This window comes from Streptomyces purpurascens, from assembly GCF_045040895.1.
GTDB lineage: Bacteria > Actinomycetota > Actinomycetes > Streptomycetales > Streptomycetaceae > Streptomyces > Streptomyces purpurascens.
The window spans coordinates 8,803,533-8,818,263 of sequence record NZ_CP108341.1; the positions used below are offsets into that span (position 1 = coordinate 8,803,533).

10 protein-coding genes and 1 riboswitch are annotated in these 14,731 nt (G+C 72.8%); of the genes, 5 read left to right on the top strand and 5 right to left on the bottom strand.

Annotated elements, in window-relative coordinates:
• Positions 1-32 precede the first annotated feature (32 nt).
• Positions 33-1,304 carry a precorrin-6y C5,15-methyltransferase (decarboxylating) subunit CbiE gene (cbiE, locus tag OHU35_RS39980; protein WP_405508881.1) on the top strand — a complete coding sequence of 424 codons (1,272 nt, stop codon included), beginning with the start codon at positions 33-35 and terminating at the stop codon, positions 1,302-1,304.
• A complete protein-coding gene (gene cobM, locus OHU35_RS39985) occupies positions 1,301-2,050 on the top strand; it encodes a precorrin-4 C(11)-methyltransferase (RefSeq protein ID WP_405508883.1) in 750 nt (249 codons plus the stop codon). The genes cbiE and cobM overlap by 4 nt, the downstream gene beginning before the upstream one ends.
• A gap of 34 nt (positions 2,051-2,084) precedes the next feature.
• Here the strand turns inward: cobM and OHU35_RS39990 are convergent, their stop codons facing one another.
• A complete protein-coding gene (locus tag OHU35_RS39990; RefSeq protein WP_405508885.1) occupies positions 2,085-3,203 on the bottom strand; it encodes a cobalt-precorrin-5B (C(1))-methyltransferase in 1,119 nt (372 codons plus the stop codon).
• Positions 3,204-3,221: 18 nt separating this feature from the next.
• On the opposite strand from OHU35_RS39990, the gene OHU35_RS39995 reads away from it, so the two are divergent.
• Positions 3,222-3,986, top strand: a complete 765-nt coding sequence (locus OHU35_RS39995) for a cobalt-precorrin-6A reductase (RefSeq protein ID WP_405508887.1) — start codon at positions 3,222-3,224, stop codon at positions 3,984-3,986.
• A gap of 155 nt (positions 3,987-4,141) precedes the next feature.
• Positions 4,142-5,233, top strand: a complete 1,092-nt coding sequence (locus OHU35_RS40000; protein ID WP_405509418.1) for a HoxN/HupN/NixA family nickel/cobalt transporter — start codon at positions 4,142-4,144, stop codon at positions 5,231-5,233.
• 16 nt (positions 5,234-5,249) lie between these two features.
• Here the strand turns inward: OHU35_RS40000 and OHU35_RS40005 are convergent, their stop codons facing one another.
• From OHU35_RS40005 to cobG, 3 genes are read right to left on the bottom strand one after another with little or no spacing between them, the layout of a single operon-like run.
• The gene (locus tag OHU35_RS40005; protein ID WP_189727523.1) at positions 5,250-6,740 is read right to left on the bottom strand and encodes a precorrin-2 C(20)-methyltransferase; all 1,491 of its coding nucleotides are present in this window, start codon (positions 6,738-6,740) and stop codon (positions 5,250-5,252) included.
• Positions 6,737-7,408 (bottom strand): precorrin-8X methylmutase, encoded by a 672-nt coding sequence (locus OHU35_RS40010; protein ID WP_189727522.1) that lies wholly within the window; start codon positions 7,406-7,408, stop codon positions 6,737-6,739. Before OHU35_RS40010 ends, OHU35_RS40005 begins: the two co-directional genes overlap by 4 nt.
• Entirely contained in the window at positions 7,405-8,691 is a 1,287-nt protein-coding gene (gene cobG, locus OHU35_RS40015; protein ID WP_359892985.1) for a precorrin-3B synthase, read from the bottom strand. The genes OHU35_RS40010 and cobG overlap by 4 nt, the downstream gene beginning before the upstream one ends.
• A 100-nt stretch (positions 8,692-8,791) precedes the next feature.
• A riboswitch (cobalamin riboswitch) is annotated at positions 8,792-8,866 on the top strand.
• Positions 8,867-8,955: 89 nt separating this feature from the next.
• On the opposite strand from cobG, the gene cobN reads away from it, so the two are divergent.
• Entirely contained in the window at positions 8,956-12,549 is a 3,594-nt protein-coding gene (cobN, locus tag OHU35_RS40020; RefSeq protein ID WP_189727520.1) for a cobaltochelatase subunit CobN, read from the top strand.
• Between the two features lie 115 nt (positions 12,550-12,664).
• Here the strand turns inward: cobN and OHU35_RS40025 are convergent, their stop codons facing one another.
• Entirely contained in the window at positions 12,665-14,635 is a 1,971-nt protein-coding gene (locus OHU35_RS40025; protein WP_189727519.1) for a potassium transporter Kup, read from the bottom strand.
• Positions 14,636-14,731: the final 96 nt, after the last annotated feature.

Below are 14,731 nucleotides of genomic sequence, written 5' to 3' on the forward strand. Positions count from 1 at the left end.
AGAGCTGCCCCCGAATCCCGAGGTACCGCGCAGTGAACCCCGCACGTCCCGCACCGACCGCCGCCGTGACCGTCGTCGGGATCGGGGCCGACGGCTGGGAGGGGCTGACCGACGCCTCTCGTGCCGCGCTGAGCGAGGCCGAGGTCCTGATCGGCGGCCCGCGTCAGCTGGACCTGCTGCCCCCGCGGTGCGCCGGGGAGCGGATCGCCTGGCCCTCGCCCCTGCGCCCCGCGGTCCCCGGCCTGCTCGCGGCTCACGCCGGCCGCCGGATCGCCGTACTGGCCAGCGGGGACCCCATGTTCTACGGCATCGGACGCGCCCTCGCCGAGGAAGTCGGGGAAGCGGGCGCCCTGCGCGTCATGCCCCACCCCTCCTCCGTCTCCTACGCCGCCGCCCGCCTCGGCTGGCCGCTGGAGGACGTCGAGGTCGTCACGCTCGTCGGCCGGCCCGCCGCCCGTCTCGCCGCCGCTCTGTATGACGGCCGGCGGATCCTCGTCCTCAGCGCGGGCGCCGACACGCCCGGCGAGGTCGCCGCCCTGCTGCGGGACCGGGGATTCGGAGCGAGCCGGATGCGGGTCCTGGAGCAACTCGGAGGCGCGCGGGAGCACACGACCGCCGAGGCCACCGCGGACGACTGGCCGGACGCGCGGCCACCCGGCGACCCCCTGAACATCGTCGCCGTCACCTGCCGCCGCGCCCCGGACGCCCCGCGCCTCGGCGCGGCGCCCGGCCTCCCGGACGAGGCCTACGAACACGACGGGCAGCTCACCAAGCGGCACGTCCGCGCCGTCACGCTCGGCACGCTCGCCCCCGCCCCCGGGGAGCTGCTGTGGGACATCGGAGGCGGCTCGGGCTCGATCGCCATCGAGTGGATGCGCACCCACCCCTCATGCCGCGCGGTCACCGTCGAGCGGGACCCGGTGCGCGCCGCACGCATCACCCGCAACGCCGACCGCCTCGGCGTGCCCGGCCTGCGGGTCGTCACGGGAGCCGCGCCCTCGGTCCTGGCCGAACTGCCCCCGCCCGACGCCGTGTTCATCGGCGGCGGCCTCACCGGGCCCGGTCTCCTCGACGCCTGCTGGGAGGCCCTGCCGGCCGGTGGGCGGCTGGTCGCCAACACCGTGACCCTGGAGTCCGAGGCGCTCCTCGCCGACGCCCACCGTCGGCACGGCGGCGAGCTGGTGCGGCTCGCGGTGGCGCACGCCGTGCCCGTGGGCGGCTTCACCGGGTGGCGGCAGGCGATGCCCGTGACCCAGTGGGCCGCACAGAAGACCCTCGACACCCCTTCGGGAGCCAACAGATGACCGTGTACTTCATCGGCGCCGGACCCGGTGCCGCCGATCTGATCACAGTGCGCGGCGCCCGCACCCTCTCGGCCTGCCGGGTCTGCCTGTACGCGGGCAGCCTGGTCCCGCGCGAGCTGCTGGCCGAATGTCCGCCGGACGCCCGGCTGGTGGACACCGCGCAGCTCACCCTGGACGAGATCACCGCCGAGCTGGTCCGCGCCCACGAGGAGGGGCACGACGTGGCGCGGCTGCACTCCGGGGACCCGTCCGTGTTCAGCGCGGTCGCCGAGCAGATGCGACGGCTGGACACGGCCGGAGTGCCCTACGAGGTGGTCCCGGGAGTCCCGGCCTTCGCCGCCGCGGCGGCGTCCCTGAAGCGGGAGCTGACCGTGCCGACCGTCGGCCAGACCGTGATCCTCACCCGCGTCGCCCAGCGTGCCACCGCCATGCCCGACGGGGAGGACCTGGCCACCCTGGGCCGCAGCGGCGCGCTGATCGTGCTGCACCTGGCCGCCGGCTACGTGGACCGCGTGGTCGACGAACTCCTCCCGCACTACGGCGCCGACTGCCCGGCCGCGGTCGTCGCCTACGCCTCCCGCCCGGACGAGGTGATCATCCGCGGCACCCTCGACGAGATCGCCGGGAAGACGAAGGAGGCCGGTGTGCTGCGCACGGCCGTGATCATGGTCGGGCGGACACTGGGGGCGGAGGGGTTCCGGGACAGCCACCTCTACTCGGCGGAGCGGGAGCGTCACGTGTGCTGAGCTGCTCGGGGAGGCGCTTCCGGCGCCCGGGGCCTCAGGCCACCGAGCTGCGCCCCACCACCGTGCCCGCCCGGTCGATGCAGATCACGTCCACCGTCACCGGCGCACCGCGCAGCACGCCCAGTGCCTCGTCGCGAGCGGTCCTGGCGACCAGGTCACCGAGCGGCACACCGGCGGCCATGCACGACTGCAGGGCGGCCAGCCCGGTGTTGGCCTCGGCCACCTCGGCGCGCAGCGCCTCGTCCGCGCCGCCCCGCCGGGCCAGTTCGGCGAGGAAGCCCTTGTCGACCTGGGAGCGGGCGGAGTGCAGGTCGAGGTGGCCGGCGGCGAGCTTGGACAGCTTGGCGAAGCCACCGCAGATCGTCAGCCGGTCGACGGGGTGGCGGCGGATGTACTTCAGCACGGCGCCCGCGAAGTCGCCCATGTCGAGCAGGGCGTCCTCGGGCAGCCCGTACTCGGCGACGACCGTCTTCTCCGACGTCGACCCGGTGCACCCGGCGACATGCGTACGGCCCGCGGCCCGCGCCACGTCCACACCCCGGCGGATGGAGTCGATCCACGCCGAGCAGGAGTACGGCACCACGATCCCGGTGGTGCCGAGGATGGACAGGCCGCCCAGGATGCCCAGCCGCGGGTTCCAGGTGGAGCGGGCGATCTCCTCGCCGTGGTCGACGGAGACGGTGATCTCGACGTCGCCGGTGCCACCGTACCGGGCGGCGACCTCGGCGACGTGCTCGCGCATCATCCGGCGGGGGACGGGGTTCACGGCGGGCTCGCCGACGGGCAGCGGCAGGCCGGGGCGGGTGATCGTCCCGACCCCGGGCCCGGCCCTGAAGACCACCCCGGCCCCGGCGGGCAGCCGCCGTACCGTGGCCCGGACCAGCGCGCCGTGCGTGACATCGGGGTCGTCGCCCGCGTCCTTGACGACGCCCGCCATCGCGTATCCGTCGCCCAGTTCCTCGGCCGCCAGCGCGAACGACGGTGTCTGCCCCTTGGGCAGGGTGATCGTCACCGGGTCGGGGTACTCCCCGGTCAGCAGCGCCGTGTACGCGGCCGTCGTGGCCGCCGTCGCACAGGCGCCGGTGGTCCACCCGTGCCGCAGGCCGGTGTGCTCCAGCTGGGCCCTGCGGCCACCCTTCACTTCGCTGCTCATGAACGGACCTGAACTTCCATGCACGTACTGATACTCGGCGGGACCACGGAAGCCCGCCGTCTTGCCGAACTGCTCCACGACACACCCGGTCTGACCGTGACCAGCTCCCTCGCCGGGCGGGTGGCCGGCCCCCGGCTGCCCCCGGGCGAGGTCCGGATCGGCGGCTTCGGCGGCGTGGAGGGGCTGACCGCGTGGCTCGCCGAGCACGCGGTGAACGTGCTCATCGACGCCACCCACCCTTTCGCCGGGACGATCAGTTTCCACGCGGCACGTGCCGCAGCCACCGCCCATGTTCCCCTGCTCGCGGTGCGGCGCCCCGGCTGGGTCCCGGTCGCCGGCGACGACTGGCACGAGGCCGGCTCCCTGGAGGAGGCCGCGGAGCTGCTGCCCGCCCTCGGCAGGCGGGTGTTCCTCACCACCGGACGCATGGGCCTGGCCGCGTTCGCCGGTCTGGACGCCCTGTGGTTCCTCGTACGCTCCGTGGACGCGCCCGAGGCCCCGCACCCCGCCCGCATGGAGGTGCTCCTCGACCGCGGTCCCTTCACCCTCGACGGAGAGCGCGAACTCCTGCACCGCCATCGCATCGACGTCCTGGTGACGAAGGACAGCGGCGGAGCCGCCACCGCTCCGAAACTCACGGCCGCGCGGGAGGCGGGAGTGCCCGTGGTCGTGGTCCGCCGGCCGCCGGTTCCCGAACACGTGCCCGCCGTGGCCGGCCCGGAAGAGGCGGCCCGATGGATCGGGGAACTTCCGCACCGGCGCGCTGTCCCGGCAGCTGACTGAAACCTGGCACGGGCTTTGCCACACCTGGCTTGTACCTGCAAACACCACGCAGAAGCCTTGAGGGCGCGGCTGAGAACAGCCGTTCCTCGACCCGTGAGGCCTGTGCCCCCATGACCACCGCTCCCGGCTCCGCCCGGCACCGCATCCGCACGTCGATGACCCGGAAGGAGTGGGCGGGCATCGGCGGGATGGCCGCGTTCATCCTGGCCCTGCACCTCATCGGCTGGTTCACGCTCGTCGTGATCGTCGCCCCGGAGCACTACACCCTGGGGGCGAAGACCTTCGGCATCGGCATCGGCGTCACGGCCTACACGCTCGGCCTGCGCCACGCCTTCGACGCCGACCACATCGCGGCGATCGACAACACCACGCGGAAACTGATGAGCGAGGGACAGCGCCCGCTGTCGGTCGGCTTCTGGTTCTCGCTGGGCCACTCGAGCATCGTGTTCGCCCTGACCTTCCTGCTCTCCCTCGGCGTCAGGGCACTGTCCGGGCCGGTCGCCGACGACGACTCCGAACTGCACAGCGTCACCGGCTGGATCGGGACGACCGTCTCGGGAACCTTCCTCTACGTCATCGCCATCATCAACATCGTGATCATGGCGGGCATTTGGAAGGTCTTCCGCAGGATGCGCACCGGCGACTTCGACGAGGCTGCCCTGGAGGAACAGCTCGACAAGCGCGGCTTCATGAACCGGCTCCTGGGCCGCCTGATGAAGTCGATCACCAAGCCGTGGCAGATGTACCCCCTGGGGCTGCTCTTCGGTCTCGGCTTCGACACGGCGACGGAGGTCGCCCTGCTGGTGCTCGCCGGTTCGGGCGCCGCGTCCGGCCTGCCCTGGTACGCGATCCTGTGCCTGCCGGTCCTGTTCGCGGCCGGCATGTCGCTGCTCGACACCATCGACGGCTCGTTCATGAACTTCGCCTATGGCTGGGCCTTCTCCAAGCCGGTGCGCAAGGTCTACTACAACCTCACCATCACCGGCCTGTCCGTCGCCGTGGCGCTGCTCATCGGCACGGTCGAACTGCTGGGCCTGATCGCCGAGCAGGCGGACCTGCACGGTCCGTTCTGGGACTGGGTGTCCGGCCTCGACCTGAACGTCATCGGCTACGTCGTCGTAGGCCTGTTCGTGGCCACCTGGGCGGTGGCCCTGCTGGTGTGGAAGGCCGGCCGGATCGAGGAGAAGTGGACGAAGGGCCTGGCCGAGCCCGCCCCGGCCCCCGTTTCGGTGGCCGGGGAGAGCTGAACCGGGCCCCACGTGCCTACGCCTCGGGATACCGGCGCGGAGTCCAGACGATCTCCTCGCCGTCCCCACGCCGGACGGCCCGCGTCTGCGAGGACCCGACCAGCAGGATCGTGCGCATGTCGACCTCGGCCGGGTCCAGATCGGCCAGCCGCACGATCCGTACCCGCTCACCGGAGCCGCCCACGTCCCGTGCCATCACCACCGGGGTGTCCGGCGCTCGGTGCTCCAGCAGCAGCTCACGAGCCTTGCCCACCTGCCAGGTGCGGCTGCGGGACCCGGGGTTGTACAGGGCCAGCACCAGGTCGGCGGAGGCGGCCGCGCTCAGCCGCTCGGCGATGACCTCCCACGGCTTGAGCCGGTCGGAGAGCGAGAGGGCGGCGTAGTCGTGCCCGAGCGGGGCGCCCGCGCGGGCCGCCGCGGCGTTGGCGGCGGTCACACCCGGCAGCACCCGCACCGGGACGTCCGCGTACTCCTTCTGCGACGCGACCTCCAGAACGGCCGTCGCCATGGCGAAGACGCCCGGGTCGCCGCCCGAGACGACCGCGACCCGCCGCCCGCGCCGGGCCAGATCGAGGGCGAACTCGGCGCGCTCCGACTCGACCCGGTTGTCCGAGCCGTGCCGGACCTGCCCCGCCCGCTGCGGCACCCGGTCCAGATAGGTGGTGTAGCCGACCAGGTCGTCGGCGGCGGCCAGCGCACCCCGCGTCTCGGGCGTCAGCCACAGCGGACCGGCCGGCCCGGTCCCGACCACCACGACCTCGCCCCGTTCCCGGGCCTCGGGCCGCTCGGCGTCGACCTGGCTGGGCAGCACGGCCACCGAGAAGTACGGCACCGACTCCGCGTCCACGTCCGCCAGTTCGGCGAGCCGTTCCCCGGCCATGGTGGCCCGCTCGACATAGCGGGCCTCGCCGAGCCGCCCCGAACTCTCCAGCGCGCTGCGCACCTTGGTGAAGGTCCGCCCCAGCTTCATCACCACGGCCACATCGGTCGCGGCGAGCCGTGCGGTCAGCTCCTCCTCGGGCAGCGTGCCCGGCAGGATCGTCAGCACCTCCTCACCCTCGGCGAGCGGGGTGCCCAGCCGGGCGGCGGCGGCCGACACGGACGTGACGCCGGGGATGACCTCGGTGTCGTAGCGGTCGGTGAGCCGCTTGTGCATGTGCATGTAGGAGCCGTAGAAGAGCGGGTCGCCCTCGGCGAGGACCGCGACCGTCCGTCCCGCGTCCAGGTGCGCGGCGAGCCGGGCCGACGCCTCGGTGTAGAACTCCTCCATCGCGCCCTTGTAGCCGCCGGGGTGGTCGGTGGTCTCGGTCGTGACCGGGTAGACCAGCCGCTCCTCGATGTGGTCGGCGCGGATGTGCTTCGCCGCGATCGAGCGCGCGATGGAACGACCGTGCCGCGCACTGTGGTACGCGATCACGTCCGCCTCGGCGATGGCCTCCACGGCCCGTACGGTCATCAGGGACGGGTCACCGGGGCCGAGCCCCACCCCGTACAGCTTGCCGCTCACTCTTCCTCACTCGCGATCGCGTTGAGCGCGGCGGCGGCGATGGCACTGCCCCCGCGACGGCCGCGCACGACCAGGTGCTCCAGGCCCGACGGGTGCGCGGCCAGAGCGTCCTTGGACTCGGCGGCCCCGACGAAACCGACCGGGACGCCGATGACGGCGGCAGGCCGGGGCGCCCCCTCCTCGATCATCTCCAGCAGCCGGAACAGGGCGGTGGGCGCGTTGCCGACGGCGACGACCGAGCCCTCCAGCCGGTCCCGCCACAGCTCCAGCGCGGCGGCGCTGCGCGTGGTGCCCAGCTTCGCCGCGAGCTCCGGCACGGACGGGTCGGAGAGCGTGCACAGCACGTCGTTGTCGGCGGGCAGCCGCTTGCGCGTCACGCCGCTGGCCACCATCTGCACGTCGGTGAAGATGGGAGCGCCGGCGCGCAGGGCCTCGCGGGCGCGGGCGACGACGGCCGGGGTGTAGGCCACGTCCCGTACGAGGTCGACCATCCCGCAGGCGTGGATCATCCGGACCGTGACCTGGCTGACGTCGGCGGGCAGGGCCGCGAGGTCCGCCTCCGCGCGGATGGTGGCGAAGGACTGGCGGTAGATGGCCGGGCCGTCCTTCTCGTAGTCGTACGTGGTCACGGTGTTCTTCTCGCTACCTTCGGTCGTCGTAGGGGTCATGAGGTGATCGCCGCCAGGGCGGTGGCGAGTCGGGCGGGGTCGTCCATCGAGGCGGTCCGGGGTTTTTGGCCGCTCACGGCGGTGGAGAGCAGGTAGCCGCCTCCCGGAGCGGCGACCACGTCGACGCGGTCGCCCCGGGGGTGTCCGCAGCGGCGTTCGCACCCGGACCAGTACAAGGGGAGGCCGTTCGGCTCGATCGCGTCGAGGGCCTCGGCCGCGTCGGTCCGTACGTCCTCCCGTGACTTGGCGCATCCGGGCCTGCCGATACAGGCACCCACGCGGAGCCAGGGGGAGCCGGGGTCGGTGACCAGGCCGGTGGCGGCGAGGCGGGTGAGGGATTCGTCCGGGTCCGTTCCGTGTGTGGGAAGAACCACACCGCGCCACGGGGTGAGACGCAGTTCACCGGCGGCGACGTGCGTCAGTTCCCGCCACTGGTGCGCCGAGAGCCGTCCCAGCGGAACGTGCACGGAGAGGCCGGCACCGAGGACTCCCGGGGGCGGGCCTGCCGTGCGGCCGGTCGCCCGGTCCCGCCGCTCGTGCCGGATGCCCTCGGTCCGCAGCCGCCGACCGACCGCATCGAGCAACTCGTCGCCGGAAAGGGACAGTTCATCCACGCGCCAGACGCGGTCCCCGCTCGTCCGCGCCGCCTCCAGGAAGGCCTCCGCGGCCACCAGCGCGGCCCGGGCCGCTTCCGCGACACCGACGTGCAGCGCTTGCCCGGCCGCTCCGAGGGCGAGTTCCGCGACGCCGTCCGCCGTCGCCCGTACCGTCACATCGGCATCGAGCCCGGCCACGTCGCCGCGTCCGTCGTCGAGCGCGAACAGGAAACGTCCCGACAGGGCCCGCGCCGCCTCGCTCGCGCACAGCGCCGCGTCGAGGGCCGTCAGCCAGGGGCGTACGTCCAGCAGGCCCCGCCCGTCGAGACCGGACAGCGGCGAGGCCACGATGTTGCGCACTCGCTCGTGCCCGCGCGAGGGCAGCAGCCCGGCCGCGTCCAGCAACTCGGCCAGCTCCCCGGCGCATCCGTCGGGCAGACCCCGCACCTGCGCGTTGCCGCGCGAGGTCAGATGCAGGTCTCCGTCGCCCAGCCGCTCCGCCACGTCCACGAGCGTCCGCGCCTGCCGCACGGTCAGCACACCACCGGGAAGCCGGACGCGGGCCAGCGCTCCGTCGTCCGCCGCGTGCAGCCGCAGCGTCCCCGGACAGGCGTCACCGCGGTCTCGTGGGACCGCTGTGGCCTGGGTCGATGAGCGCGGGACAGCCGTGGACATGGCGGCGAGCATACCTACCATCACACCTGGTGTATGCCGTGCCCTCTTCCCCTGGCACTTACTATGATCGCGGCGGATCATCCGGTCCGCCATCGCCACGACGGCGACAGGGGAGGAAGCCGGTGTGAGTCCGGCGCGGTCCCGCCACTGTGAGTCCGGCCCTTGCGGCCGGGCGAGTCAGGAACTCCCTTCCCCGAGCGCTCGGCATCGCCCGAGCAGGGGAGACCCGTTTCGAACCACCCGGGGCGCGGACACCCCGAGGAAGGCCGACGCCGCATGATCCTTCTCCTGTCGACGTCCGACACCGATCTGCTGAGCGCCCGCGCGGCCGCGGGTCCGGTGTCCTACCGCTTCGCCAACCCCTCACGTCTCGCCCTCGACGATCTCCCCGGCCTTCTCGACGGGGTCGACCTGGTCGTGGTACGCCTCCTCGGCGGCATCCGGGCCTGGCAGGACGGCCTCGACCTGCTGCTGGCCGACGGCCGCCCGGTGGTCGTCCTCACCGGCGAACAGGCCCCGGACGCCCAGCTGATGGAAGCCTCCACCGTCCCCGTCGGCATCGCCGCCGAGGCGCACGCCTACCTCGCCCACGGCGGCCCGGCCAACCTGGAGCAGCTCGCCCGCTTCCTCTCCGACACGGTCCTGCTGACCGGCCACGGCTTCGAGGCACCGGCGGCGGCACCCAGCTGGGGCCCGCTGGAGCGCACGCCCCGCGACGGCGCCGACGGTCCGACCGTCGCCGTGCTCTACTACCGGGCCCACCACATGAGCGGCAACACCGCGTTCGTCGCCGCCCTGTGCGACGCGATCGAGGACGGGGGTGCCCGGGCCCTGCCCCTGTACGTCGCCTCCCTGCGCGCCCCCGAGCCCGAGCTCATCGAGGAACTCCGCGCCGCCGACGTGATCATCACCACGGTCCTCGCCGCGGGCGGCACCAAGCCCGCCGAGGCATCGGCCGGCGGTGACGACGAGTCCTGGGACGCCGGTGCGCTCACCGAGTTGGACGTCCCGATCCTCCAGGCCCTGTGCCTCACGGGTTCGCGTGCCGCCTGGGAGGAGAACGACGAGGGCGTCTCCCCGCTCGACGCGGCCAGCCAGATCGCCGTCCCCGAGTTCGACGGCCGCCTCATCACCGTCCCGTTCTCCTTCAAGGAGATCGACGAGGACGGCCTCCCGGCCTATGTCGCCGACCCCGAGCGCGCGGCCCGCGTCGCCGGAATCGCCGTACGCCACGCCCGGCTCCGCCACATCCGGCCCGCCGACAAGCGCCTCGCGCTGGTCCTCTCCGCCTACCCGACCAAGCACTCCCGCATCGGCAACGCGGTCGGCCTCGACACCCCCGCCAGCGCGGTGGCCCTGCTGCGGCGCCTGCGCGAGGAGGGCTACGACTTCGGCACGGACGCCGAGGTGCCGGGCCTGGCCTCCGGCGACGGCGACGAGCTGATCCGCGCGCTGATCGAGGCGGGCGGCCACGACCAGGACTGGCTCACCGAGGAGCAGCTGGCCCGCAACCCGGTGCGTATCCCGGCGGCCGACTACCGCCGCTGGTACGCCACGCTCCCCGAGGAACTGCGCACGGCGGTGGAGGAGCACTGGGGTCCGGCGCCGGGCGAGATGTTCGTCGACCGCAGCCGCAACCCGGAGGGCGACATCGTCCTCGCGGCCCTCCGCTTCGGCAACCTGCTGATCCTCATCCAGCCCCCGCGCGGCTTCGGCGAGAACCCCATCGCCATCTACCACGACCCGGACCTTCCGCCGTCCCACCACTACCTGGCCGCCTACCGCTGGATCGCCGCGCGTGCCGAGGACGGCGGTTTCGGCGCCGACGCGATGATCCACCTCGGCAAGCACGGCAACCTGGAGTGGCTGCCCGGCAAGAACGCCGGCCTGTCCGCCGCCTGCGGCCCCGACGCCGCCCTCGGCGACCTTCCCCTGATCTACCCGTTCCTGGTCAACGACCCCGGCGAGGGCACCCAGGCCAAGCGCCGCGTCCACGCCACCCTCGTCGACCACCTCGTACCGCCCATGGCCCGCGCCGACTCCTACGGCGACATCGCGCGCCTGGAGCAACTGCTCGACGAGTACGCCCAGATCTCGTCCATGGACCCCGCCAAGCTCCCGGCGATCCGCGCCCAGATCTGGACCCTCATCCAGGCCGCGAAGCTCGACCACGACCTCGGCATGGACGACCGCCCCGACGACGACGGCTTCGACGACTTCCTGCTCCACGTCGACGGCTGGCTCTGCGAGGTCAAGGACGCCCAGATCCGCGACGGTCTGCACGTCCTCGGCAACCCGCCCACCGGTGGCGACCACGTCAACCTGGTCCTAGCCGTCCTCCGGGCCCGCCAGATCTGGGGCGGCACCACGGCCCTGCCCGGCCTGCGCGAGGCGCTGGGCCTCGACGAGTCCGCCGCCACCCGCACGACCGCCGACGCGGCGGAGGAGAAGGCCCGCGCCCTGGTCCAGGCGATGGAGGACGCGGGCTGGGACCCGGCCGCCGTTCCCACCGAGCACGGCGAACAGGTCGCCGCCATCCTGGAGTTCGCGGCCCGCGAGGTCGTGCCGCGCCTCGCCGGGACCACCGCCGAGATCGACCACACGGTGCACGCGCTGGGCGGCGGCTTCGTCCCGGCCGGCCCGTCCGGCTCCCCACTGCGCGGCCTGGTCAACGTCCTGCCGACCGGCCGCAACTTCTACTCCGTCGACCCCAAGGCCGTCCCCTCCCGCCTCGCCTGGGAGACCGGCCAGGCCCTCGCGGACTCCCTGCTGGAGCGCTACCGCACCGACAACGGCGAATGGCCCACCTCCGTGGGGCTGTCGTTGTGGGGCACGAGCGCCATGCGCACGGCGGGCGACGATGTGGCCGAGGCCCTCGCCCTGCTCGGCATCCGCCCGGTCTGGGACGACGCCTCCCGCCGCGTGACCGGGCTGGAGCCCGTCCCCGCCGAGGAGCTGGGCCGCCCCCGCATCGACGTCACCCTGCGCATCTCGGGCTTCTTCCGGGACGCCTTCCCGCACACGATCGGGCTGCTGGACGACGCCGTACGCCTGGCGGCGTCGCTGGACGAGCCGGCCTCGGTGAACCACGTCCGGGCCCACGTCAAGGCCGACTTGGCCGAGCACGGGGACGAACGCCGCGCCACCACCCGTATCTTCGGCTCCCGCCCCGGCACCTACGGCGCCGGTCTGCTCCAGCTCATCGACTCCCGCGACTGGCGCACCGACGCCGACCTCGCCGAGGTCTACACCGTCTGGGGCGGCTACGCCTACGGCCGTGAACTCGACGGCCGCCCGGCCCGTGAGGAGATGGAGACGGCGTACAAGCGCATCGAGGTCGCCGCGAAGAACACGGACACGCGCGAGCACGACATCGCCGACTCCGACGACTACTTCCAGTACCACGGCGGCATGGTCGCCACGGTCCGCGCCCTGCGGGGCACGGCGCCCGAGGCGTACATCGGCGACTCGACCCGCCCCGAGACGGTCCGCACCCGCACCCTCGTCGAGGAGACCTCGCGCGTCTTCCGCGCCCGCGTGGTCAACCCCAAGTGGATCGAGGCGATGCGCCGCCACGGCTACAAGGGCGCCTTCGAACTGGCCGCCACGGTGGACTACCTGTTCGGCTACGACGCCACGACCGGCGTGATCGCCGACTGGATGTACGACAAGCTCACCGAGACCTACGTCCTGGACGAGACCAACCGCGAGTTCCTCCAGCAGGCCAACCCCTGGGCCCTGCACGGCATCGCCGAGCGGCTGCTGGAGGCCGAGTCGCGGGGGATGTGGGAGAAGCCCGACCCGGCGGTGCTGGAGGGGCTGCGGCAGGTGTACCTGGAGACGGAGGGGAACCTCGAGGGCGAGGACTGACCGCTCCGGCTCCGGGTTCTCGTTGCGACCGCCGGGTGCGGGACGTCGTCCCGCACCCCGGTCGAGCGCATCGCTCCCGTTCACCCCGCGACACGGCCATCCCCGCCGAGGCGCCCTACACCTCGATCTGTGAGCCCATGATGACCGTGCGGTCGCGGGGCAGGCCGAAGTACTCGGCGGCGTCGGCCGTGATGTAGGAGGTGGCGATGAACAGCCGCTTGCGCCAGGGCGCCATCGTCGGGGCCTTCCCGCGCCGGAGCTCGATCTTCGACAGGAAGTAGGACGCCTGGTCGATCTGCAGCGGCCCTTCGGTGTCGGCCGGGTCGAGCAGGGCCAGGGTGCCGGGCACGTCCGGTGTCTCCATGTAGCCGAACCGGGCGGTGACGTGGATGATCCCGTCGTCGGCGTACCCCAGGCCGTCGACGGCGATCCGCTGGTCGGCCCGGACCCGGGGCACGGGCTCGGTCCTGATGGCCAGGATCACGACATGGTCGTGCCGCACGTGGTTGTGCTCGACGTTGGCCACCATCGCCAGGGGCGCGGTCTCCTTCCCCCGGTTCAGGAAGACGGCCGTGCCGGGTGCCCGGACCGTCGGCTCCTGCCCCTCCCGGAGGTGTTCGATGAACTCGGGCAGCGGGCCTTCCTGGCGCGCCCGTTCCGCGGTGACCAGTTCCCGGCCGCGTTGCCAGGTCGTCATGACGGTGAACGCGGTGAGCCCGATCAGCAGCGGCAGCCACGCGCCGTGGACGAGCTTGGTCATGTTGGCCGCCACGAACAGCAGGTCCACGAAGAGGAGCACGCCCGCGCCGACGGCGAGCAGCCAGCGGGGTGTGCCCCACTTCGCGCGGGCGACGTAGAAGAACAGCAGGGTGGTGATGGTGATGGTGCCGGTGACCGCCATGCCGAACGCGTAGGCCAGCGCCTCGGAGGCGCGGAAGGCGAAGACCAGGGTGAGGACCGAGACCATCAGGAGCCAGTTGATCCAGGGGACGTAGATCTGGCCGATGGTGGATTCGGAGGTGTGCGCGATGCGCAGCCTCGGCAGATAGCCCAGCTGGGCCGCCTGGGAGGCGACCGAGTACGCGCCGGTGATGACCGCCTGGGAGGCGATCACGGTCGCGGCCGTGGCGAGCAGGACCATCGGCCAGCGTCCCCAGCCGGGCACGAGCAGGAAGAACGGGCTGCTGATGTTGTCCGCGTCGTCGAGGATCAGCGCGCCCTGGCCCAGATAGCTCAGAACGCAGGCGGGCAGGACGAGGAACAGCCAGCCCCGGGTGATCGCCCGGCGGCCGAAGTGCCCCATGTCGGCGTAGAGCGCCTCGGCCCCGGTGACCGCGAGGACGATCGCGGCCAGGGCGAAGAAGGCGGTACCCCAGTGGCCGAACAGGAAGCCCAACGCGTACGTCGGTGACAGCGCCTTGAGAATGTCCGGGTGGTCGGCGATGCCCACGACGCCGCACGCGCCGATGGCCACGAACCAGGCGATCATGATCGGGCCGAACACCCGGCCCACCGCCGCGGTTCCCCTGCGCTGCACCAGGAACAGAAGCACGATGATCACCGCGGTGATGGGCACGACCGCGTCTTCGAGTGACGGCTGGACGACCTTGAGGCCCTCGACCGCGGACAGCACCGAGATCGCCGGGGTGATCATGCTGTCGCCGAAGAACAGCGACGCACCGAAGATGCCGAGCGCGGCCAGTGCGGCGGCGGCCCGGCGCCCACGCTGTGAACTCAACCGTCGCAGCAGGGTGATCAACGCCATGATGCCGCCCTCGCCGTCGTTGTCGGCGCGCGTCGCCAGCAGCACATAGGTGACCGTGACGATGATCATCACCGACCAGAAAACCAGGGACACCACCCCGTACACGTTGTCCGTGCTGACCGGAACCGGGTGCGGGTCGCTCGGATTGAACACCGTCTGGAGGGTGTAGATCGGGCTGGTCCCGATGTCGCCGAAGACCACACCGAGAGCACCGATGACCACCGCGAGCCGCACCGTGTCGTGCGTACTCGCCCGACGGGCCTCGAGTGCCGGCGACGCGGACCCGTCCTCCGACGCGTTTCCCTGCCGGCGATCGGCCATGGTGCTCCTCCTCGTGCGGGCGGTCGAGCCGCGGACCCGGGGCATCGGGGCGGACGATACCGATCCCCTGGAGCAACCGCAGGTAGGGGCGCCGCG